This window comes from Vibrio jasicida 090810c, assembly GCF_002887615.1.
Lineage (GTDB): Bacteria > Pseudomonadota > Gammaproteobacteria > Enterobacterales > Vibrionaceae > Vibrio > Vibrio jasicida.
In genome coordinates this window covers 147,966-168,085 of the sequence record NZ_CP025793.1, presented here as the reverse complement: position 1 = coordinate 168,085, position 20,120 = coordinate 147,966, and the positions used below count along the sequence as shown (strand labels likewise).

20 protein-coding genes are annotated in these 20,120 nt (G+C 43.7%); 15 read left to right on the top strand and 5 right to left on the bottom strand.

What is annotated here, in order from left to right; all coding sequences use genetic code 11:
* Window positions 1-93: 93 nt before the first annotated feature.
* Genes C1S73_RS18365 through C1S73_RS18355 form a run of 3 tightly spaced genes read right to left on the bottom strand, consistent with a single transcriptional unit; the run spans window position 94 to window position 2,149 of the window.
* Entirely contained in the window at window positions 94-924 is an 831-nt protein-coding gene (locus tag C1S73_RS18365) for a membrane protein (protein WP_038869854.1), read from the bottom strand.
* The gene (locus tag C1S73_RS18360; RefSeq protein WP_038869853.1) at window positions 924-1,781 is read right to left on the bottom strand and encodes an ABC transporter ATP-binding protein; all 858 of its coding nucleotides are present in this window, start codon (window positions 1,779-1,781) and stop codon (window positions 924-926) included. The genes C1S73_RS18365 and C1S73_RS18360 overlap by 1 nt, the downstream gene beginning before the upstream one ends.
* Window positions 1,778-2,149, bottom strand: coding sequence for a GntR family transcriptional regulator (locus C1S73_RS18355; RefSeq protein ID WP_005428840.1), 372 nt, complete (start codon window positions 2,147-2,149; stop codon window positions 1,778-1,780). The genes C1S73_RS18360 and C1S73_RS18355 overlap by 4 nt, the downstream gene beginning before the upstream one ends.
* 448 nt (window positions 2,150-2,597) lie before the next feature.
* Here C1S73_RS18355 and gltS point away from each other — a divergent pair, with 448 nt between their 5' ends.
* Both gltS and C1S73_RS18345 read left to right on the top strand, forming a co-directional pair.
* The gene (gene gltS / locus C1S73_RS18350; RefSeq protein WP_038869851.1) at window positions 2,598-3,824 is read left to right on the top strand and encodes a sodium/glutamate symporter; all 1,227 of its coding nucleotides are present in this window, start codon (window positions 2,598-2,600) and stop codon (window positions 3,822-3,824) included.
* Window positions 3,825-4,067: 243 nt separating this feature from the next.
* The gene (locus C1S73_RS18345) at window positions 4,068-4,658 is read left to right on the top strand and encodes a hypothetical protein (protein WP_227740553.1); all 591 of its coding nucleotides are present in this window, start codon (window positions 4,068-4,070) and stop codon (window positions 4,656-4,658) included.
* A 216-nt stretch (window positions 4,659-4,874) separates the two neighbouring features.
* Here C1S73_RS18345 and C1S73_RS18340 read toward each other — a convergent pair whose 3' ends face one another.
* Window positions 4,875-5,651 (bottom strand): hypothetical protein, encoded by a 777-nt coding sequence (locus C1S73_RS18340; protein WP_038869849.1) that lies wholly within the window; start codon window positions 5,649-5,651, stop codon window positions 4,875-4,877.
* A gap of 659 nt (window positions 5,652-6,310) precedes the next feature.
* Here C1S73_RS18340 and C1S73_RS18330 point away from each other — a divergent pair.
* The 12 genes from C1S73_RS18330 (at window position 6,311) to C1S73_RS18275 (ending at window position 18,191) form a co-directional block, all read left to right on the top strand.
* Window positions 6,311-7,003: a helix-turn-helix domain-containing protein gene (locus C1S73_RS18330; RefSeq protein WP_227740552.1), complete on the top strand. Its 693-nt coding sequence runs from the start codon at window positions 6,311-6,313 to the stop codon at window positions 7,001-7,003.
* Between the two features lie 604 nt (window positions 7,004-7,607).
* Window positions 7,608-9,053, top strand: a complete 1,446-nt coding sequence (locus tag C1S73_RS18325; RefSeq protein WP_038869846.1) for a TrkH family potassium uptake protein — start codon at window positions 7,608-7,610, stop codon at window positions 9,051-9,053.
* A gap of 72 nt (window positions 9,054-9,125) precedes the next feature.
* On the top strand, window positions 9,126-10,226 hold the full coding sequence (locus C1S73_RS18320) for a hypothetical protein (protein WP_227740551.1): 1,101 nt from the start codon (window positions 9,126-9,128) through the stop codon (window positions 10,224-10,226).
* Window positions 10,227-10,445: 219 nt separating this feature from the next.
* Window positions 10,446-11,279 carry a helix-turn-helix transcriptional regulator gene (locus tag C1S73_RS18315; protein WP_038869842.1) on the top strand — a complete coding sequence of 278 codons (834 nt, stop codon included), beginning with the start codon at window positions 10,446-10,448 and terminating at the stop codon, window positions 11,277-11,279.
* Between the two features lie 458 nt (window positions 11,280-11,737).
* Window positions 11,738-12,646, top strand: a complete 909-nt coding sequence (locus C1S73_RS18310; RefSeq protein WP_038869840.1) for an urease accessory protein UreD — start codon at window positions 11,738-11,740, stop codon at window positions 12,644-12,646.
* Between the two features lie 77 nt (window positions 12,647-12,723).
* Entirely contained in the window at window positions 12,724-13,026 is a 303-nt protein-coding gene (gene ureA, locus C1S73_RS18305) for an urease subunit gamma (RefSeq protein WP_009696559.1), read from the top strand.
* A 10-nt stretch (window positions 13,027-13,036) separates the two neighbouring features.
* Window positions 13,037-13,357, top strand: coding sequence for an urease subunit beta (locus tag C1S73_RS18300; protein ID WP_009696560.1), 321 nt, complete (start codon window positions 13,037-13,039; stop codon window positions 13,355-13,357).
* An 11-nt stretch (window positions 13,358-13,368) separates the two neighbouring features.
* Window positions 13,369-15,072: an urease subunit alpha gene (gene ureC, locus C1S73_RS18295; protein ID WP_038869838.1), complete on the top strand. Its 1,704-nt coding sequence runs from the start codon at window positions 13,369-13,371 to the stop codon at window positions 15,070-15,072.
* Window positions 15,073-15,091: 19 nt separating this feature from the next.
* On the top strand, window positions 15,092-15,598 hold the full coding sequence (gene ureE, locus C1S73_RS18290; RefSeq protein WP_038869836.1) for an urease accessory protein UreE: 507 nt from the start codon (window positions 15,092-15,094) through the stop codon (window positions 15,596-15,598).
* The gene (locus tag C1S73_RS18285) at window positions 15,588-16,295 is read left to right on the top strand and encodes an urease accessory protein UreF (RefSeq protein WP_038869834.1); all 708 of its coding nucleotides are present in this window, start codon (window positions 15,588-15,590) and stop codon (window positions 16,293-16,295) included. Before ureE ends, C1S73_RS18285 begins: the two co-directional genes overlap by 11 nt.
* A gap of 30 nt (window positions 16,296-16,325) precedes the next feature.
* Window positions 16,326-16,940 carry an urease accessory protein UreG gene (gene ureG, locus C1S73_RS18280; RefSeq protein WP_038869832.1) on the top strand — a complete coding sequence of 205 codons (615 nt, stop codon included), beginning with the start codon at window positions 16,326-16,328 and terminating at the stop codon, window positions 16,938-16,940.
* Window positions 16,941-17,138: 198 nt separating this feature from the next.
* Window positions 17,139-18,191 carry a DMT family transporter gene (locus tag C1S73_RS18275; RefSeq protein ID WP_038869830.1) on the top strand — a complete coding sequence of 351 codons (1,053 nt, stop codon included), beginning with the start codon at window positions 17,139-17,141 and terminating at the stop codon, window positions 18,189-18,191.
* Between the two features lie 113 nt (window positions 18,192-18,304).
* Here the strand turns inward: C1S73_RS18275 and C1S73_RS18270 are convergent, their stop codons facing one another.
* On the bottom strand, window positions 18,305-19,081 hold the full coding sequence (locus tag C1S73_RS18270) for a helix-turn-helix transcriptional regulator (RefSeq protein ID WP_227740549.1): 777 nt from the start codon (window positions 19,079-19,081) through the stop codon (window positions 18,305-18,307).
* Window positions 19,082-19,354: 273 nt separating this feature from the next.
* Here C1S73_RS18270 and C1S73_RS18265 point away from each other — a divergent pair, with 273 nt between their 5' ends.
* A complete protein-coding gene (locus tag C1S73_RS18265) occupies window positions 19,355-20,116 on the top strand; it encodes an ABC transporter ATP-binding protein (protein WP_038869828.1) in 762 nt (253 codons plus the stop codon).
* Window positions 20,117-20,120 lie beyond the last annotated feature (4 nt).

The following is a 20,120-nucleotide window of genomic DNA, read 5'->3' as shown; positions in this document are numbered from 1 at the left end:
AAATGCTGCTTGGGTGCGGAAATAAAATGGGCGCGGAAATAAAAAAGCGAGGACAGTACCTCGCTTTTGATGGGTTTATTTTGCCTGTGTTTGCTAGTTCACGGTGCGGCTGAATTTGATGCTCGCTGTCCAAGCAAGTACGCCGATGAACGCATAAATACCGACATTCATCCAACCTGCATCTGGAATCGCGCTGAATGGGTTTGGCGCAAGAATCGCATGCAGTGGTAGATAGAAAATCGCTGAGAAGAAATCATCCAGACCATAGTAGTTGAACATCGCAATCGGCATCCAGCGCAGTGCGTAAATACCAATAAAGATCACCAACAGGGGTGAGTTCACTTTCTGTGAGATTGCCATTGCTGTTAGTGCGAGCGGCAATAACAACACGCCAGCCACTGCCATTCGAAGCAAAAATTCAATCCAGTTCAGCAGCACGAAGCCCAATGATGCCTGGCGATACAATAACGCCAGCTGGTGGTCGGTTGAAACATTCAACATCCACAACATAAAGTCGGCAGCGAAAACCAATACCGAACACACCAGTGGAATCACCAATAAACCAAACGTCAGCTTCACCAGATGGGTTTTCACGTCACTGACAGGCATACTGCGCCAAAACATGATACTGCCCTCTGAGCGCTCTTTACGCAGCGTTCTTGGAAAGTATTGAGTGCAAAGTAGGATAGACAATAAACCAATGCCACCGGTGATCAGCATGTTGACGTCATCGCCGAGCTCTTTGTGGATGTCACTGACATCACCGCCAAAGCTCATTTGGAAGAACATATTGTGTTGCAGTGTAGAGCTGCTCATTAAGCTGACGAACAGCAGCACACCACAGGCAAACATAAATAACGGCACGCGCGTAACTAACGGGTTCTCTAACCACTCTTTACGCAACATCGCGATAATCGATTTCATTATGCTGCCTCCTTCTGCAATGCCAAGAACAGATCCGCAAGCTTGACGCCATACACATCACCTAGCCCAGCGACTTGCTCTGCGTATTGAGACGACAGCAACCATTTAGTTGTGCCTAAGCCCTTTTGCGATGACAGTGGTTTCAGCGCTTCGATTTGTGCGCGATGCTCATCACTGGCATCAAGAATGAAGTAATCTTCGCTGATGCTGTCCATTGAAGTTTGCAGAACAGGTCGACCGTGTTTAAGGATCAGTACGTCCGTCAGTAGGTGTTCGATTTCCGATACTTCATGGCTCGCAATGATCAGCACACGCTCGCCATCGTGGAACCATTCCAGCAAATGGCGATAGAAGGTATCGCGATAAACCAAATCCAAACCAAGCGTTGGCTCGTCCAGAATCAGAATTTGTGTATTGGTCGTGATGACGACAGCTAAGTGCAATTGCACCTTCATGCCCTTCGATAGGGATTTGATGCGTGCACGCGGCTTAATGTCGGTTTGACGAAGCATGCTATCGGCTTTGCTGCGATTAAAACCTGGGTGTACGCCCTCGGTGTAATCGAGCAGCTGAGCAACCGTCATCCAGTTTGGCAACACGTTCACATCCGAGATGTAAGACAAGCTCTGCATGATTTTGTCGCGTTGCATGATTGGCTCAAAGCCGTTGATGCGAATGGTGCCCTGATATTCGTGTGCACCGAGTAGGGCGTTAATGAGAGTCGATTTACCCGCACCGTTATGACCTAGCAATCCAAGCACCTGACCCGCTTGTAGATCAAAGCTCACGTCATGCAGCGCTTCACCCTGCTGACGATATTGCTTGGAGACGTGTTTTACACTGACTAATGCGCTCATTGGTCACCTTCAATATGTGTTTGGATTTGTTGGATAAATTCATCAAGAGACATATCCAGACGTTGTAGTGTGTCGGCGATCTGCGGAATTTGTTGTTCAAGGAAACGGGCTTTTTCATCAGCAAGCAGCTGTTTTTTTGCACCTTGGGCGACAAACATGCCTTGCCCACGTTTCTTCTCAACCAATCCTTCATCAACCAATAACTGATAGCCCTTCATGACCGTCAGGTGATTAATCTTCATATCCGCAGAGACACTGCGTACCGAAGGCAAAGCTTCGCCCTCTTGCCAGATGCCTTGCAAAATTTGCTGGGTGATCTGGTCAGCCAACTGACGGAAAATCGGTTGGCGATCATGCCAATGCGTCATGATTGGTTTCCTTGGCTGAGTTGGTGTTATATATATGTATAACACCTTGGCGGTGGGATAGAAAGCGCCAATCTTCTTGCGCTGTTTTCTCAATCACTTTTGTTGATGAAAATTCGACAAAGTTTACACCAGAGTTTCACGCAAAATTTGCACGCAATCGCATACGTTTTTGCCTTCAAAAACCGGTAAAAAATTGTTCACTTCTCATAAGTTGAGAAGTGCCAAAAAAACGAGAAAATTGCGCTACAAAACTTGGTGAAAAAGTGTGTTTTTTCACTGAGTGAGAATTGGGGGAATATTCGAGTTGTTGCTTTCTTATTTAATGAGAATTTAGTGGGTTTGGACCCTAGAAAACCACACGTTCAGTAGGCACTCTGACCTGCCTAAATACCGCTCAGCCGGCGAGTTGTTACTCAAAGGATGAGAAAAAAGGAGGCAAAGAGGTTTTATGAATCAGGTCATTTCTGTCGGTCCACAAGAGTCGTTTCTCGTCGCTATTTGTGTGTTGTTCTTGGGACAATTCGTTAACGCTAAATTACCGATCTTAAAGAAATTCAATATTCCCGAGCCAATCGTGGGTGGTTTGATTGTCGCATGTGCGATCACCGCGATGCACTTCAATGGCGTGGATTTAGTTTTCGATTTACCGCTGCAAAACACTTTCATGTTGATGTTTTTCGCCACCGTTGGCTTAGCGGCGAACTACACCCAGTTGATCAAAGGCGGCGCTAAGGTGTTTATCTTCTTAGCCGTGGCATCGGTGTACATTCTTATCCAAAACGCGGTCGGTGTCTCTTTGGCAACCGCGCTCGGCTTAGACCCGCTAATGGGCTTGATTGCCGGTTCTATAACACTATCGGGCGGTCACGGTACGGGCGCAGCATGGTCGCAAACCTTCCAAGACATGTACGGCTTGCACAACGTTTTAGAAGTGGCAATGGCATCCGCTACCTTTGGTTTGGTGATTGGTGGCATCATCGGCAGCCCAGTAGCGCAGCGCTTAATTGATAAGCACAACCTTGAATCTGAATACGGGCGCACCAACCAGACTCACGAGCGTTTCCCTGAATTGGTGACTTATAACGAGCACGAAGAAGACCGCGTGACGGCGAAGAAAGTGGTCGAGAGCTTGTCGATCATCCTGCTGTGTGTCACTGGTGCTGGCTACTTAGAAGGTTGGGTGAGCAGCTTTGGCATCAAATGGTTGATGATTCCGGACTTTGTTTACGCGCTGTTTATTGGTGTGGTGATCACCAACATCATGGAAGTGACCAAACTTCGCAAAGTAGATGTCGAGACGGTTGATATTCTTGGTACGGTTTCGCTGTCTTTGTTCCTAGCGATGGCGCTAATGAGCCTAAAACTGTGGAACATCTTTGATTTGGCAATCCCGTTCCTCATCATTTTGGCAGTGCAATCGGTGATTCTGGCGGTCTTCGCTTACTACGTAACGTTCCGTGTGATGGGCAGCAACTACGATGCAGCAGTCATCGCAAGTGGTCACTGTGGCTTTGGTCTGGGCGCAACCCCAACCGCAGTCATGAACATGGGCTCCATCGTTAATCGCTTCGGTCCATCACCACAAGCCTTTATGGTGGTGCCTATCGTTGGCGCATTCTTTATCGACATCGTTAACCTAGTGATTCTGCAAGGCTGTATTTCATTTATTAAGTAACCAGCCGTGCTCCACAAAACAAAGCCAGTCCCGAGAGACTGGCTTTTTTGATCTGACGTACTTCTTCTCTTGAATGAGTTGTGGCGCAAGGCTTCTCTCCTTTAGATTCTCAAGCAAGTTACAGTGAAAAACCGTCAACTTCCGGTATGAGACCCAAATAAAAAACGAACGTGCTAGGGTGCAGAGTCACCATTAAGTTTGTTTGTTAAGGATATCAACCTCTTGTAGGTCTTTAGGAGATTTATGGGCCTCTTAAAACGTATTTTGGGACACTCGTGCGAGAACACGCATTACCAAGTCAACCGTGTCCAATCACACTATGTTTCTATACCTTGTGAAGCTTATTGTAAAACGACGGATGCTTGTCTGATTCACCTCTACAGGGATAAACATCAACGTTTGGCAGATCGCTTCATCAACCGTTCTACTTTTTATTACTCGGATCAGGAAGATCCCAATGAGCTTGTGACTTTATTGGACCTTGCTTGGCGTGGTTTATGCCCGAAGGCTAAAGTGCCAGCGGTGAGAAAGGCCATCTGTGAAAAGCAGCAGAAAGCACTTGAGAGCCTCCAAGGTATGGACAGCTACATCTTGCTGGTCGGTTCATGGTTGGGTGTGGAAGTCAGTAATTTCAAACGCAATGTGCAAACCAAGCATCAAGAAATGGTAGAAGATCGCTTGTTGATATTTGGCGAGGAAGCGGAGGCGTTCCCTATTACGGAGGAATATGGCAGTGAGCTGTATTTTTATAAGTACCAACTGCTGCTAGACATTACGATTAGGGCAAATGAACTTAACGTAAAAAACGTTGTCGCTCGGTGTACTTTCCGCTAGTTTGACACGATATTAGCGGGCATTTTTCTGGGGAGTTTGGATCGAGAGGTGATTGAGGAAATCCTTGATATGCACAATTACCATCAGAACGTGCTTAATCAGATTTTTGAGCTGGCGGGAATCGGTTCACTAGAGCAATTTCTTTTAAACGTAAAGCTGGCGTAGATGCATGATAAGCGTATCAACCAAAGGTGTGGTGATACGCTTTCACAAGTTTTAGCCTTTTCGATGCAATTTCTCATAGGTTGCAAAGCTAAAAGCGCAAGCTGAGGAGATCAGATCTTGCTTTATGATGGTGACGGCATTGGCATCAGTGTTGGCGTAGTGCTTAGTAAAATGGACTTCTAGCGTACCCTTGTCTCGATACCCACTCATTACCGGCTTTATCGATATCTCTTGGTTGAGTCCTTCCGCTTCGTTGGGCTCGCCTAAGCTGAGTACTTTCCCCACATATAACCTTCTATCCGACAGTGTCAGCATGACCATTTTGTCCCCTTTTTCTAACGCAGACTTAAAGAGAAAGTCATCCAGTGAGCTGTCGGAAAAGACTCTCGCATTAAGCCGTTCTTTTGGGCTTAACATCATGTAGCGAACGCAATATTTGATGTAGGCGAGTAGAGACCAGAACACAGGCACAAGCAACATCGAAAACGTAATCATGGTTACCCAGGTGAGATTGATTACCTCTTGATTGGTAAAGGCATCCAGTTCATAGAGTAGGTTCGATGTGAACTCATAAGGCGTCTGTGCAAATAATGCGTCAGGCAACCATTTTATCGGAGCGACATGTGTGATGGCTGTGAAAAAATACGCGTAGCGATTAATGATCAAGACTAAGCCTAAGGCGATAAACAAACACATCATGCCTAGGTTTGCGCTTTTTAAGTACAGGTACTGTCCTTCATAACGGTGCACCTTGTATCGATAGAACGGATGGATATGACAAACCAAAAAACCACTTACCAAGATTGGTAAGATTAGCAACAAAAACAACTATTTCTCCTCAACGAGTAACCGAGCTCTTTCATAAATATTGTTCGTCATTAGGTCTTGATGAACCTCTTTAGCAGATATAAACACGGTCCCTCTGCCAACGACTTTTAATGATGTGTAAGAATGATTGATCTTTCTTGAAAGGTGTCGCTCTTCTTTCGTTCCCCAAAGACCGAAAGTAAAAAATCGAATAATTCGCTCCTTAATTCCTTCGAAAATAGTGGTATATCTCAGGTGATTTAAAAAATACAAACAGAAACCCGGATAGTGTAACAACCTAGCTGTGTTATATCGAATGAGCGAATAATTAAATGGTTGTTATTATGTGGTATTAAATAACAAGGGCAGGATTTTCTGTCTGTTTTCTATAATAAACAGCCGCTTATCATGTTAACTGCGTTTTTTTACCAGAAAATACACCAATAAATACGAAATGTAGAAATACCATCATATTATTTTGAAAATATCTCATTGATTATGGCTCATGATGTTTTCAGTGGGAGGAGTGATACTCTCAGAAAAAAGCATCGGGTTATTCGCATATGTTTTTCCATCAAGTTCAATCAAAGAAAGTCACACTGAAGCCCTACCGTTCGAAAAGGAGCTTACTCGTTCGGATCTCCAATTACCAAGGGTTCATCGCCATCAACGGAAACGAAGTGTCATTGTTTAACAATAGCTTACTGGTTATCCCAGAAGGGGCGATGGTGGAGTGCGATCTGCTTAGGCAGGGGGATGAAAGCTCATTTGAGGTCGTGACTCTCAACAAGACTGACATCAAAAAGATGAAGGTGAAGCTCGAAAAGCTTAATGATCTCATCTTAAACAAAAACAAGAATGAGTCATTTATTCTGTATAAGAGTAAAGAGCTGTGCGAAATTTTTTACTCAAATAGACAACTTAATAATTGCCAAAAGCTGAAAAGCATTAAAAATATCGCATTGAAGCAGAGTATCTTTCACTTGGTATTACTGCTGTATAAAAAAGGTGTGGATGTCAGCATATTGTTTAACAGTGATTATCACATATCGCTGTCTTCTCGTTTAGCCAAGCTGTTTATGTCTGAACCAACGAAGAAGTGGACGTTAGACTTGGCGGCGAGTTGTATGTTTACCAGCCCTTCTACGTTACGGAGAAACCTCTCGAAGGAAGGGGGAGCCTTCTCGCACATTCTCAATGATGTAAGGTTAGGTATCTCCATCAACTACTTAACGTTCACTTCATACAACGTTTTAAAAATCAGTGAACTCAGTGGCTTCAATAGCTCGGCGTATTTTTGTACGATCTTTAAGAAGAAGTATGGTGTGACGCCTCAGGAGTTCAGGAAAAACTCCAAAGAAAACAATGCCTAATGGCGATGGTTATATGGTAGCTCAACGTGAGTTTGAGAACTGAGACCTAAAAAAGTAGATGGCATGGGTTAGTAAATCTTTATCCATGGAAGATAGAGTATCGTCATTTTTCTTGAGCAGAATGTCGAGTGAATTGATGAGTCCATTGCTCATGATGGAGCTTAATGGCAAACAAAACTTCGAGAGATATAAATCAGTGGTGGTTTTGTATAACCTGACATAAACCGTTGTTAAACATGATGTAATTTGAATCTTTTCACTGCAATTGTTCAAGGGGGATGAAAAGTCTGTGTTTATGTAGCAGTTACTCGACATCGAATAACTAGGCAATAGAGGGATCTTTTTAGGAAGAAACATAAAGTTATAAATATTAAGTCAGATTGTTTTTAGTCAGTTGTTTATCTCAATGTAACGAAACGATAAGAATAAGTCATTGCGCGATCTGCCTATTGTGTTTTGATGTTTCTCCCTAATAAATAGCATTATTTATATTTTTGCTCATATTATATCGGTCATTGATTTAACCTTATATATCAATTGAATTTAATTGGGAAAATTGAATAAATAATAAAGTTGTTGGTAAGAATAAATGAACTGATTTTTAATGATTAGCTATAAACCAGTGTTTCTCGTTTTGGGATTCCTGTTATCTAAACTCGCATTGTTTATGTATATCCCATTTTTGATGGCTGTAGTGACAGGGACTCAAGGGGCGTTAGATTTTGGTTTATCAGCAATCATTACCCATATCGGTGGGTTAGTGTGCGTGGCGATTGGCGGGAAAACATCAATCGCTCTCAAGGTAAAAGATGCATTTTTGGTCACCACGCTAGTCTGGGTTCTAGGCAGCGCGTTTGCTTCACTTCCCTTTGTATTCATCAATGAAATCAGCTTCACCAACGCTTATTTTGAAACCATGTCTGGTATCACCACGACTGGGTCTACGGTTCTTGCTGGTCTTGATAACATGGCACCCAGCATATTGCTTTGGCGTTCGCTGCTCCAGTGGTTTGGTGGCGTAGGGTTCATCGTGATGGCTATCGCTATTCTACCCATGATCAATGTTGGTGGGATGCGACTCTTCCAAACCGAATCCTCTGATTGGTCAACAAAAAGTGCACCTCGAATGAAGAGTGTTGCCAAGAGTATCCTGTCTGTTTATCTGCTGCTGACTTTTCTTTGTGTGATGAGCTACTTGCTATCTGGCATGACTGTATTTGATGCGATAAACCACGCACTGACCACTGTATCTACCGGAGGGTATTCAACGACCGATGCCTCCATGAACGGCTTCTCGCCAATGGCTCATTGGGTGGCGATCATCTTTATGTTTGCGGGTGGCATGCCATTCATTCAGTTTGTGGCAGCAATCAACCAAAAGAGTCTGTCGTGTTTAGTGAAAGACGCGCAAATCAGAGCCTATTTTAAGTTGGTGGTTGCGTTGAGTTTGGTTGTTGCTTGCTGGTTGGCATTGAAGCTCGATTACCCGTTTATCGACGCGATTCGTATTGCGACCTTTAATATCGTTACGGTGATGACCACCACGGGTTTTGCATTAGACGATTTCTCCAGTTGGGGGAGTTTACCAACCATTTTGTTTTGCTTCGTTCTGTTGATGGGTGCGTGCTCTGGCTCAACGTCAGGGGGCTTCAAAATCTTCCGAATTCAGATAGCGACTTCACTCCTTAAAAAGCAGGTTTTCCAACTGGTACACCCTTCTGGCGTCTTTACCTTGCGTTACAACAAAGCGCGTTTGTCAGACAGTATTGTGCAAGGTGTAACGGCATTCGCTTTTGTTTATGCATTAACCATTATTTTTATCGCAATGTTATTGGCAATCATAGGCTTAGACCCTGTCACTAGCTTGTCCGGTGCCATTACTTCGGTGGCGAATGTCGGTCCTGGTCTTGGTTCCATTATTGGTCCTACTGGCAATTTCTCGACACTACCAGATGCAGCAAAGTGGATTTTGAGCCTCGGAATGCTGATGGGACGCTTGGAGATCCTAACCATTGTGGTCGTTTTGTCTCCTTGTTTCTGGCGTATTTAACCTCGCCGATTTTTCTAACACTCACTTGAAATGCTAGTGAGCTCTTCAGGTCTTTATTTTTAAATTATGATTATGAAATTGGTATTTTTTGCGAAAGAGATTCATCACTTTATCTTGCGTATTCATGCTGTGGATGGGAGAAAAAAGAAAGAAATTAGAACGTTAAGGCAAGGCTTATGTCGCACCCTACAGTTTGAAGGCGCGGGGTTTGAGCTCTATTCCTTGTTAGAACCAACACATGATATCTCCAAGGCTCAAGTGATACGTCTTGCTAAAGATAAACTGAAAATCTTAGTCCGAAAGTTCAAAAAAGAATTCGAGGAAAAAGAAAACGATGCCTTTGATGCTTTAGAGAACCAAGTTATTGGTTATTTATTTAACTCTGAGCAGAAGGTGAGCCTAAAAGAGCTTTCTCAAAACCTCTATATCAAGGGTGTTTATGACCAAGAGATGCTCGTTACCACCATGAGTCGGTTGGTAAAAAATAACAAGGTGAATGTGATCCACACGGCTCTGGGCAGTATGTATTACATTAATTATCGCAATAACTGGGTCTATGATGGTTCCAACCAATCCTACGTCCAATGTAAATGTCATTATCACTGTGCAACCTGCGAGCTGAACTTGGACTGTGCCTATCAGCCAAAACACAAAATCGTGCGTGAGTTCTATAAGTTGATTGATGCTGGCTTGGCTGTCGCTGCGGGAAAGTTGGAGAAAGAGAGTGATAGCTTGCTTGGTGACACCATTCGCTTTTACTCGAGTATTAAAACACCGAGCGAGACAAGAATATCGGAAGGTGTGGATTACACCGTGATCAACTCAACGGATGATCAGTTCGTTGTCATTGATAACTTGGGCGACCCATATAACGTGTTATTGGAAGACTTAAATTGGTTTCGTATGGATTTGGGTAATCAATGTAAGAGCAAGCAAGAGGAGGTTGCCGTCAAAAGGCGATTTATCAGCAACTACGAGTCAAAGCGTAAGACCAGAAATTGCATTGTTCAGTGCTTGTCATCCATCGGCGACACTTCGGTATCGGTCGATACGTTAATGATAAAGCTAGGGTTGTTAAGACTGCCTATTGAAAAAGCGCTCACTCTGCTTGAAGAAGAAGGGGTGGTCAAAAGCCTAACTGAGGCTAACACCAAGAAGTACTTGCTATGCTAGTTGAGTTTCGTGCTTTTAGCGGAGCGGTCATCTTTTCCTATCAAATCACGCCATCTTCACGATGGCACTGCGACCAGTTTTCTATAAGGGTAGGGGAGTGATTTAGATTTGAAGTCATATAACTTCATTTATGGATTGATTATCTATACATGTCGCACAAAGAATCGACTATCTTGCTAGTATGCTTGACAGTATATAGATGTTAATTATTTGATAGCAATGTTTTTTCATAATATTAATGCCAGCAATTTTAGGCTACACAATTACAGAACTAAAAAGACCATATTTGTCAGAGTCTCAGGTTATCAAGGAGACATTACTATTAATGGTTCTCCCATTCAGGAGTTTAACAATAGCTTAATTATCATTCCAAAAAACTCGTTTGTTCACGTTAATATATCAAAGTTAACTGAGCAGTCTGAATTAGACTTCATTAGCTTAAATGATTTTGATATTGGCTTTATTAAGCGAGACCTTTACGAGTTAAACAAGTTTATCTTTGATAAGAGAAATCGAAAATTGTGTCGTTCGAGTGATGGCGGAAATTTCTTAAAAGCTCATAACAAAGATTTTTGTGATGTCTTTTTAATGAATCGGGTCGTTGATGGGCACCGTTGTATGGGGCGGTTGAACAAAGCGCTGCTTAGACAGAGTGTGGTTGACCTTCTGATTCACCTACATCTGGAAAACAAAGACATCAATATCGTCTTAAACATGAAAACTGATCTGTCGGTTTCTGAGAGATTGTCCAATCTGCTTATGCGTGAACCGAGGAAGCATTGGACGCTTGAGGCGGCGGCTTTGTCTATGGCGACCAGCATTTCTACCTTGAGGAGAGGATTATCAGCAGAGCAGAAGTCTTTCTCTTGCATCCTCAACGAGGTGAGGCTCAATGTCGCGATTCGGTATCTGAAGTTTAGTAACTTCAGCATATTGAAGATAAGCAACCTGAGTGGATTTAAGAGCTCCGCCTATTTCTGCACTGTGTTTAAAAAAAATAAACTTACCACACCTCAGCAGTTCAGAAGCCGCTTCAGAAAATCCATTGTTTAAGTTTATCGGTTTCCGGTAGTTCACTCTTATCTCATCGTTTAGCAATGATAGAAATTGTGAGTAAATTCACTGTTTATATTTTTTATTTAGTAACTCAGAAATAGTTTTAAACATTCCATTAATAATGAATTGATGCTGACATTTATATTGTAATCTTTTGGGCAAAATGTCTAATTTAGACTCCGCTTGATTCCTGTATATTGTGTCCATTCGTTACAGCATCGATATAGAAATCCATGTGATTGTGTAAGTTTATTAATAGTGACGCTATGGGTGAAATTAAAGAAGAGAATTATTAAATGTCTCTTTTAACTAGGCATTATCTATTACTCGTGAATTTTATTTCTATTCAGCATTATTCGTTGAAGTTTGACCTATTTCACTCGTTACCAATGAAACGGTAATAAGCATTTTAATCCTAATTTTTTATTTAAAGGTAGGTAGAAAGGTATGTTCATATGACAGATTTCCAAACGGCAACGACTGACAAAACCAATACACCTCGTGTTGAACAAGGTTTTGGTCTCAATCGTCAGTGGTTAGCGTCTTTGACATTAAAATTTGGTGCTCATGCTGAAGGTAATTCCAGTGTCACGCGATTAAATACCCTACGACACTTTGGTCCCTTGATTGTCCAAAGACCTTTCTATCCTGAGGGCAAAGATGGCTGTTGCCATGTCTACATTCTGCACCCGCCTGGTGGCTTGGTGAGTGGCGACGAGCTGAACTTCAACATTGGTGTACAAAGTGACGCTCACGCTTTAGTGACAACCCCTGCCGCAAACAAGCTGTACAAAGCCGACCGCAACTTGGTGCCGTGGAAACAACACACCAACTTGGTTGTTGAGGATAACGCCATTTTAGAGTGGCTTCCTCAAGAGTCGATTGCTTTTGATGGTTCTATTGGTGACCAAACTTGCACGATCAACTTGGGTACAAATGCCAAGTGTCTTGGCTGGGAAATTACCGTTCTAGGGCGACCTGCCAGTGAGTTGCCATTCAACAGTGGATGCATCACTCAACAATTTAACCTCTACCAAAATGGCAAACCGCTGTGGCTTGAAAGACAAACGGTCGACCCGGCTCATCCGCGTTTTACTGGTAAGTGGGGGCAAGGTGGTTCAACGGTTCACGCCAATATGTGGGCGGTGGGCCTGGACGATCCAAAACAAGCCATTTTAGTACTTCGAGAGCATATGCCAGCGTCCGACCGTTGGGCGGTGAGTGAGCGTCGTGGCGTGTTGGTCATCCGCTATCTCGGTACCGAAAGAAACGAAGTTTGGGACTTATTCCAACAAGCGAGAGAAGTATTGCGTCCGATGCTCATTGGCATGGAACCGGTGATACCAAGAATCTGGCTGACTTAATCAAACTCGAATTATAACGCCTTATTAAACATCTAATAACGCGATTTTATATTGATAATCATGAAACGGAGTAAACGATGGAATTAACACCTAGAGATAAAGACAAATTACTTTTGTTCACTGCAGGTCTGCTTGCTGAAAGACGCAAAGAAAAAGGCATCAAGCTGAATTACCCAGAATCTGTTGCGCTGATCAGCTGCGCAATCATGGAAGGTGCACGTGAAGGGCGCACCGTTGCAGAAATGATGAGTGCAGGTCGTGAAATCTTAACTCGTGCTGATGTTCAGCCTGGCATTGCTGAAATGATTGAAACAGTACAAGTAGAAGCAACTTTCCCTGACGGCACAAAGCTAGTGACTGTGCACAACCCGATTATTTAAGGAGACCGCCATGTTTGCAGGTGAATACCAACTAAAAGCAGATGACATTGAGCTGTGTACTGACCGCACAACGATTCCAGTGAAAGTTTCTAATACGGGTGACCGCCCTGTTCAGGTTGGCTCGCACTACCACTTTGCTGAAGCGAATCGTGCTTTGTCTTTTGACCGAGAGCTTGCTTACGGTCACCGCCTAGCGATCGCCGCTGGCATGTCAATCCGATTCGAACCAGGTCAAACCCGCGAAGTGGAGCTGATTCCGTTCGCTGGCTTACGTCAAGTCTACGGTTTCCGTGGCGACGTGATGGGCTCACTAGATAACAATTCTAAGTAAAGGTAACAGTAATGAAGATTTCTAGACAAGCGTATGTAGACATGTACGGTCCTACAACGGGCGACAAAGTCCGTCTGGGTGATACAGAGCTATGGATTGAGATTGAAAAAGACCACACGCACTACGGTGAAGAAGTCGTATTTGGTGGCGGTAAAGTTATTCGCGACGGTATGGGTCAGAGCCAGCGTTGTGATGACGCAGTGATGGATACGGTTATTACTAACGTTATCATCATGGATTACTGGGGCATCGTTAAAGCTGACGTTGGTCTTAAGCAAGGTCGTATCGCGGCAATCGGTAAAGCGGGTAACCCAGATGTACAACCTAATGTTGATATCATCATTGGTCCGGGTACTGAAATCATCGCAGGTGAGAACCAAATCCTAACCGCAGGTGGTATCGATACACACATCCACTTTATCTGTCCGCAACAGATTGATGAAGCGCTGATGAGCGGTGTAACGACCATGATTGGTGGCGGTACGGGTCCTGCAACAGGCAGCCTAGCGACAACCAGCACATCGGGTCCTTGGCACATTGGCAAGATGATGCAAGCGGTCGATGATCTACCAATGAACATTGGTCTATTGGGCAAAGGCAGTGCAAGTACGCCTGAAGCGCTTGAGCAACAAGTTAAAGCGGGCGCAATGAGTCTGAAGATCCACGAAGACTTTGGTGCGACTGCTGCATGTATTCACAACGCCTTGAATGTTGCAGATCGCTACGACGTTCAGGTTGCGCTTCACTCAGATAGCTTGAACGAATCTGGCTTCCTGCAAGATACGCTAGCTGCATTTAAAGATCGTTGTATCCATACCTACCACACGGAAGGTGCGGGTGGTGGTCACGCTCCAGACATCATTGCCGCTTGTGCACTACCAAATGTACTGCCGTCTTCAACAAACCCAACGCGTCCGTACACCATTAATACCGTTGATGAGCACTTGGATATGTTGATGGAGTGCCACCACCTAGATCCAAACATCCCTGAAGACGTTGCGTTTGCAGACTCTCGTATTCGTCGCGAAAGTATTGCCGCAGAAGACATTCTTCACGATATGGGCGTGATCTCGATGATGTCATCAGATTCACAAGCAATGGGACGTGTGGGTGAAGTGGTATGTCGTACTTGGCAGACAGCAAACAAGATGCGAGTCCAGCGCGGTCTACTTCCTGAAGACCAAGATCTTGGCGCAGATAACTTCCGTGCGAAGCGCTACATCGCGAAATACACCATTAACCCAGCCATCACTCACGGTATCGCACACGAAGTGGGCTCGATTGAAGTAGGTAAATTCGCTGACTTGGTGCTTTGGAAACCAGCATTCTTCGGCGTTAAGCCATCCATCATCTTGAAAGGTGGCATGATCGCAGGCGCTGCGATGGGCGATCCAAACGCGGCGATCTCAACGCCTCAGCCAGTTCACTACCGCAACATGTTTGGCTCATTAGGTCGCGCAGTATCAGCGACGCGCATGACGTTTGTTAGCCAAGCTGCGATGAACACAGGTCTAGAAGAAAAACTGGGTCTGAACAGCCCGCTTGTTGCGTGTAAAGACGTTCGTAACAAGACCAAACAAGACATGAAGCACAACGACGTGTGTCCTGAACTGACCGTAGATCCACAAACTTATGAAGTAAGTGCAGACGGCGTTCTATTGACGTGTGAACCAGCAACAGAAGTTCCGTTGGCTCAACGCTACCATTTGTTCTAATTAACAGTAAGGGCTTGCAATGCTTGAACTAACAAAACGATTAGATGCCAATACGGAATGTGAGGTATTCGATAGTCTTATTCTTCCTTATGAGCTGCGTATCCGAGGACGCCTTAAAGGAGTGACGGAAAAGGGACATGATGTCGGTTTGTTTCTCGATCGTGGACCAGTATTACGTGATGGCGACCTGCTAGAAGCGAAAACGGGTGAAGTGATTCGTATCCATGCTGCGAACGAACCTGTCACGACGGCTTACATCAATGGTACGCTTCCTCTCGCTCGCCTTTGTTATCACCTAGGCAATCGCCACACATTGATCGCGGTTGGTCAGGATGAAGACGGACGTAGCTGGGTACGAATGACGCCGGACCATGTGCTTGAAGAACTGGCACTGCTGCTTGGTGCGACATTGACGCATCATCAAGCGCCTTTTGACCCAGAATCGGGTGCATACGCACATGTTGGTCGTGAGCAAGCTCATGATCACTCTCATGGTCACCACCACGGGCATCAGCATGAACACTAATACTTCTGTTCGTGAAGTCGGTGATCTAGCACTACTTGGTTTGATGCAATTTATTAGCCCAGCACTTCCTATTGGTGCGTTTGCTTGGTCACAAGGGTTAGAAAGCGCTTTTGAACTTGGTTGGGTGAAAAACGAAGAAGAGCTTGGTGCGTGGCTAGAAGGCGTGCTTGATGACGGTTTATCGCGTTGCGAATTACCTGTGCTAGCGCGCTTGTATCACTCGTGGGCGAATCGTGATTGCCAAGAAGTGACGTTTTGGAACGATTGGTTGTTAGCGAATCGCGAAACCTCTGAGTTATGCGAAGAAGACATTCGTCTTGGTCAAGCATTAATAGACTTACTGACCAATCTTGAAATGCACCCTCAGCTGCATGCTGAAGGGGCAAAACAGCTTCAAGAACCTGGATACGTGACCATGTTTGCTTGGGTTACACAGCTTAACCATATTCCTGTTCGACAAAGCCTGCTTGGCTTTGCATGGGGATGGTTAGAAAACCAATTGGCGGTGGCATGTAAAGCACTACCGCTGGGGCATACCGCAGCACAGCGTCTGTGTATTCGACTGCAACCTAAGCTTGTTGAAGCGGTCGAATCAGCCCTCTGTTTAGAGGATTGGGAGCTAGGTCCAACGCTTCCTGGCTTAGCGCTAGGAAGTGCAAAACATGAAACGCAATATTCAAGACTATTTCGAAGCTAATTTGCTTTAAAGAACAAAAGGAAAATTAATATGACACAGTGTTTACGTGTTGGTGTAGGCGGTCCTGTTGGTTCTGGTAAAACAGCGCTGCTACGTAAATTGTGTAAAGCACTTAAAGATCATTACAACATCGCGGTTGTAACGAACGATATTTACACCCGTGAAGATGCGGACTTCTTGCTCAAGCATGACGCGCTGCCATCGGATCGTATTCTTGGCGTAGAAACAGGCGGCTGCCCACATACTGCGATCCGTGAAGACGCTTCGATGAACCTAGCGGCGGTGAACGACTTACAATCGCGTCATCCAGACCTTGAGCTAGTGATGATCGAATCTGGTGGTGATAACTTGGCTGCGACATTCAGCCCAGAGCTGTCTGACCTAACGATTTACGTTATTGATGTGTCTGCAGGCGACAAGATCCCACGTAAAGGTGGTCCGGGTATCACTAAGTCAGATCTATTGATCATTAATAAAATCGACATTGCTGAATATGTACACGCGTCTCTCGATATTATGGACCGTGATGCGAAGAAGATGCGTGGCGATCGTCCATTTATTTTCGCGAACTTACATGACGGTGTTGGTTTAGAAGATATTATTCGCTTTATTTTGAAAGAAGGCATGCTGCCTGACCGTAGATAGCATCAATCTTCTTTTAATATAAAAACGATATTTACCCTAGCGTCTCCCTACGAAAATTATTTAACTCTGTATTAATTAAGCCATACCAGTCATTGAGTACTGGTATGGCTTATTAATGCATATTTTTATTTTGCTAAATAACAATGTGCGTTAATTAAAAAATCCAATATTACTTTTATTTACATTCTGGGGCTATTTATGTCTGAAGTTAGAACCGCGTCCACATCTGGACCAGAAAATAAAATGAGCAAACCACTTGCTTATATGTTTATTATGATTGGTATTATTGCGTTAGCATTTTCTGCCATCATGGTAAAAGAGGCCAACTTTGAACCAGCAACCAACGCGTTTTTACGTTGTTTAGTAGGTTTCTTAGTTTTAATTCCTTTTGCTGTCTCTGAAATTAAAAAGAAAGGCTTAATTAACAAATCAGGTTTTGCACTCGCTATCGTCGCTGGTATTTTCCTTGGTCTTGATATGACCTCTTGGAACTTTGCGATCTTCTTTATTGGTGCGGGCATCTCATCTATCTTGCTTAACCTACAGATCATCATCATGCCATTGCTTGCCATGACGTTTGATAAGTTTAAGCCGGAGAAAAGCTTCTGGTTCCTAGTACCGATTATGTTGTTCGGTATTGTTCTAGCGGGTGGTGTTCTAGAAGGCGGTCCATCCGAAGGTCCAAGCACCATGTGGGGCTATCCAATTGCGCTAGTGGGTACGATTCTGGGTATTAAATCGGGTATTTGTTACGCGCTATACCTCTACACTAGCCGTAAGTCGGGCACACTGAACGCAGGTCGCTACTTCCAGCCACTGATGTGGGTATTCCTTGCTCAGCTTATCCCTGCTGCGATTGTTATGGCGACGACGCACGGTTTCAACATTACCACGGGTGTTCTTGTCGACGGCAAACTGCCACTATCAGCGGCTGATGGTTCGATTGCGGGTGATGCGATTAATATGAGCAACTGGATCTGGATTGTGATCTTAGGTGTTGTTGGTCATGCGGTTGCTTGGGTATTTGTACAAATTGGTTCGGTAAACTTGGACCCAACCGTTGTTGCAGGTCTATTGCTATTAAGCCCAATTACTACCGTTCTTGTTGCACCATTTACAAGCGGTGAGTCGGTGACGCTATTGCAGTCAATCGGTGTGGTGATTGTACTCGTTGCGGTGGCATATCAGAATGGTCTGCATACTGCCGTGCTAAACAAGTTCAAAGGCGAGCCAGCGAAAGTGGAAGGCTAAGCTTCAGTTCTTATAAACATAATAGAAAGCCCAATATTAACGCCAATATTGGGCTTTTTTAGGTTTTGTGGATTATGAGCTTCGATTGTGTTTGTTTGGCTATGAGGGAGTGATTAGTACTTGAGTGTCAGCAGTGATGAACCGTTGTTTTCTCTAGAATATTGTCTGAACTTTGAGGGCGTAAGATTGTACTTTCGTTTGAATGCATCACAGAAATAAGCCGAGCTACCAAAGCCGCAACGATGGCTGATCTCACTGACATTGTAGGAAGTGAACGTCAGCATATTGAGTGCAATGCCCATTCTTACGTCTAACAGCAATTGGCTGAAAGAGACGTCTTCTTTATTCAAGTGTCTTCTTAGCGTGGAAGAGGAGATGAACAGCTTGCTGGCGACTTCCTCAATTTGCCACTTATGAGTCGGATCTTGGCTTATCATCCGAGTGATGACTTCTCGCTTTGATTGGTAATGATCGGATTTGAACATTCGAACAATATCCATTTCATAGTAACTCATTGTTAAGAATATAAAAAACAGAGTCTCCTCAACCAGTAACGTCTTTAAAACGTGGTTACTTAAGGTGTCATGCCCCTCTTTTAATATTTTGAATCTGTCCTTTATCTCGAAGTTGTCACTGATAGTGTAAGAGATCTTATTGGCACCAAATGCCCGCTGTGGAACTTTAGCAATCAGAGAGTCGATCGTATGGTTTGATACAGTCAGTATTTGAACCTCAATGCACTGTGTCGGGCTCTCGCTGCGTAAGTCACACCAAACTCGGCTGTATTGAGGAATCATCAAGATAGTTGGGGAGGTAATGGCGATCTTACTGTCATTGATGGACACAAGTCCTTTGGCTTCAGAGAGATATATTATGTAATGATGTTCCACATAAAACTCTCTGAGCGTTATCGTTTTACAGTCAATTACTTTTCTATACTTCATATCTATTATCACGATTGAAAATTTAGCTATTTGATATAGTAGTTTTTCAATTAACTTTGCTATTCGTTTCACATGAATAAAGGATAGGGCTCTATTTCTAAGTAAAATGAATATATTTCTAAATCATAATTAAAAACATATTTTTTATTTTCTGTTTTTATTGACTAAGGTTTTTTTTATTTGATAATGGCTAAATATTAACTAGCAAGGCTTATTAATGTGAAAGAAGTGTTAACCATTAAGGGATTGTCACTGGGCATTAAAACGGAGTTAGTTAGGGATATTAGCTTTAGTCTAAAAGAGAAAGAGTTCTTAGCGGTTGTTGGTCCTAATGGGTGCGGAAAATCGACCTTTATTCGCACCATTATGGGAACGGTGAATATATTCTCTGGTGAATTGATTTTTCTGGGAAAACCACTTTCGAGTTATAACCATAAAATGCGTTCAAGATATATTGCATTTATGGGGCAGAATAATACCGTCGACCCACAAATGAGAGTGCTTGATTATATTTCTCTGGGGCGATTTCCTCATTTTCACTATTCCACACGCCAATACGACAACGAATGCATTACCCGTGTGATCGCTGAGCTTGGACTGGAGACGTTAAGAGAGCAAAAAGTTGGGCAGCTTTCTGGTGGAGAGTTTCAGCGCGTCAACTTAGCGCGAGTGTTGGTGCAAGAGCCCAAGTTGCTGCTTTTAGATGAGCCGACGAATCACTTAGACCCTAAAGCGAGAATAGAGCTCCTCAAAATCGTTAAGGATAAGCAGATTACAACGATTGCCGTGTTACATGATTTAAACCTTGCCGAATACTTTGCCGACCAAGTGATGATCATTAATCGAGGCAAAATGCAGGTGTGCGATACGGTCGAAAACACGCTCAACGCTCACTGGATAAAAGATACTTTTGATTTGAATACCCTTCATTTCTTACATCCTACAACAGGAAAAGCGATCCGTTTTTTTGAAATAGATTAAGGAG

Bases quoted from the DNA above. Each gene is read 5' to 3' on its own strand.
- C1S73_RS18365 (WP_038869854.1), bottom strand. From the start codon at position 924: ATGAAATCGATTATCGCGATGTTGCGTAAAGAGTGGTTAGAGAACCCG.
- C1S73_RS18360 (WP_038869853.1), bottom strand. From the start codon at position 1,781: ATGAGCGCATTAGTCAGTGTAAAACACGTCTCCAAGCAATATCGTCAG.
- C1S73_RS18355 (WP_005428840.1), bottom strand. From the start codon at position 2,149: ATGACGCATTGGCATGATCGCCAACCGATTTTCCGTCAGTTGGCTGAC.
- gltS (WP_038869851.1), top strand. From the start codon at position 2,598: ATGAATCAGGTCATTTCTGTCGGTCCACAAGAGTCGTTTCTCGTCGCT.
- C1S73_RS18345 (WP_227740553.1), top strand. From the start codon at position 4,068: ATGGGCCTCTTAAAACGTATTTTGGGACACTCGTGCGAGAACACGCAT.
- C1S73_RS18325 (WP_038869846.1), top strand. From the start codon at position 7,608: ATGATTAGCTATAAACCAGTGTTTCTCGTTTTGGGATTCCTGTTATCT.
- C1S73_RS18320 (WP_227740551.1), top strand. From the start codon at position 9,126: ATGAAATTGGTATTTTTTGCGAAAGAGATTCATCACTTTATCTTGCGT.
- C1S73_RS18315 (WP_038869842.1), top strand. From the start codon at position 10,446: ATGTTTTTTCATAATATTAATGCCAGCAATTTTAGGCTACACAATTAC.
- C1S73_RS18310 (WP_038869840.1), top strand. From the start codon at position 11,738: ATGACAGATTTCCAAACGGCAACGACTGACAAAACCAATACACCTCGT.
- ureA (WP_009696559.1), top strand. From the start codon at position 12,724: ATGGAATTAACACCTAGAGATAAAGACAAATTACTTTTGTTCACTGCA.
- C1S73_RS18300 (WP_009696560.1), top strand. From the start codon at position 13,037: ATGTTTGCAGGTGAATACCAACTAAAAGCAGATGACATTGAGCTGTGT.
- ureC (WP_038869838.1), top strand. From the start codon at position 13,369: ATGAAGATTTCTAGACAAGCGTATGTAGACATGTACGGTCCTACAACG.
- ureE (WP_038869836.1), top strand. From the start codon at position 15,092: ATGCTTGAACTAACAAAACGATTAGATGCCAATACGGAATGTGAGGTA.
- C1S73_RS18285 (WP_038869834.1), top strand. From the start codon at position 15,588: ATGAACACTAATACTTCTGTTCGTGAAGTCGGTGATCTAGCACTACTT.
- ureG (WP_038869832.1), top strand. From the start codon at position 16,326: ATGACACAGTGTTTACGTGTTGGTGTAGGCGGTCCTGTTGGTTCTGGT.
- C1S73_RS18275 (WP_038869830.1), top strand. From the start codon at position 17,139: ATGTCTGAAGTTAGAACCGCGTCCACATCTGGACCAGAAAATAAAATG.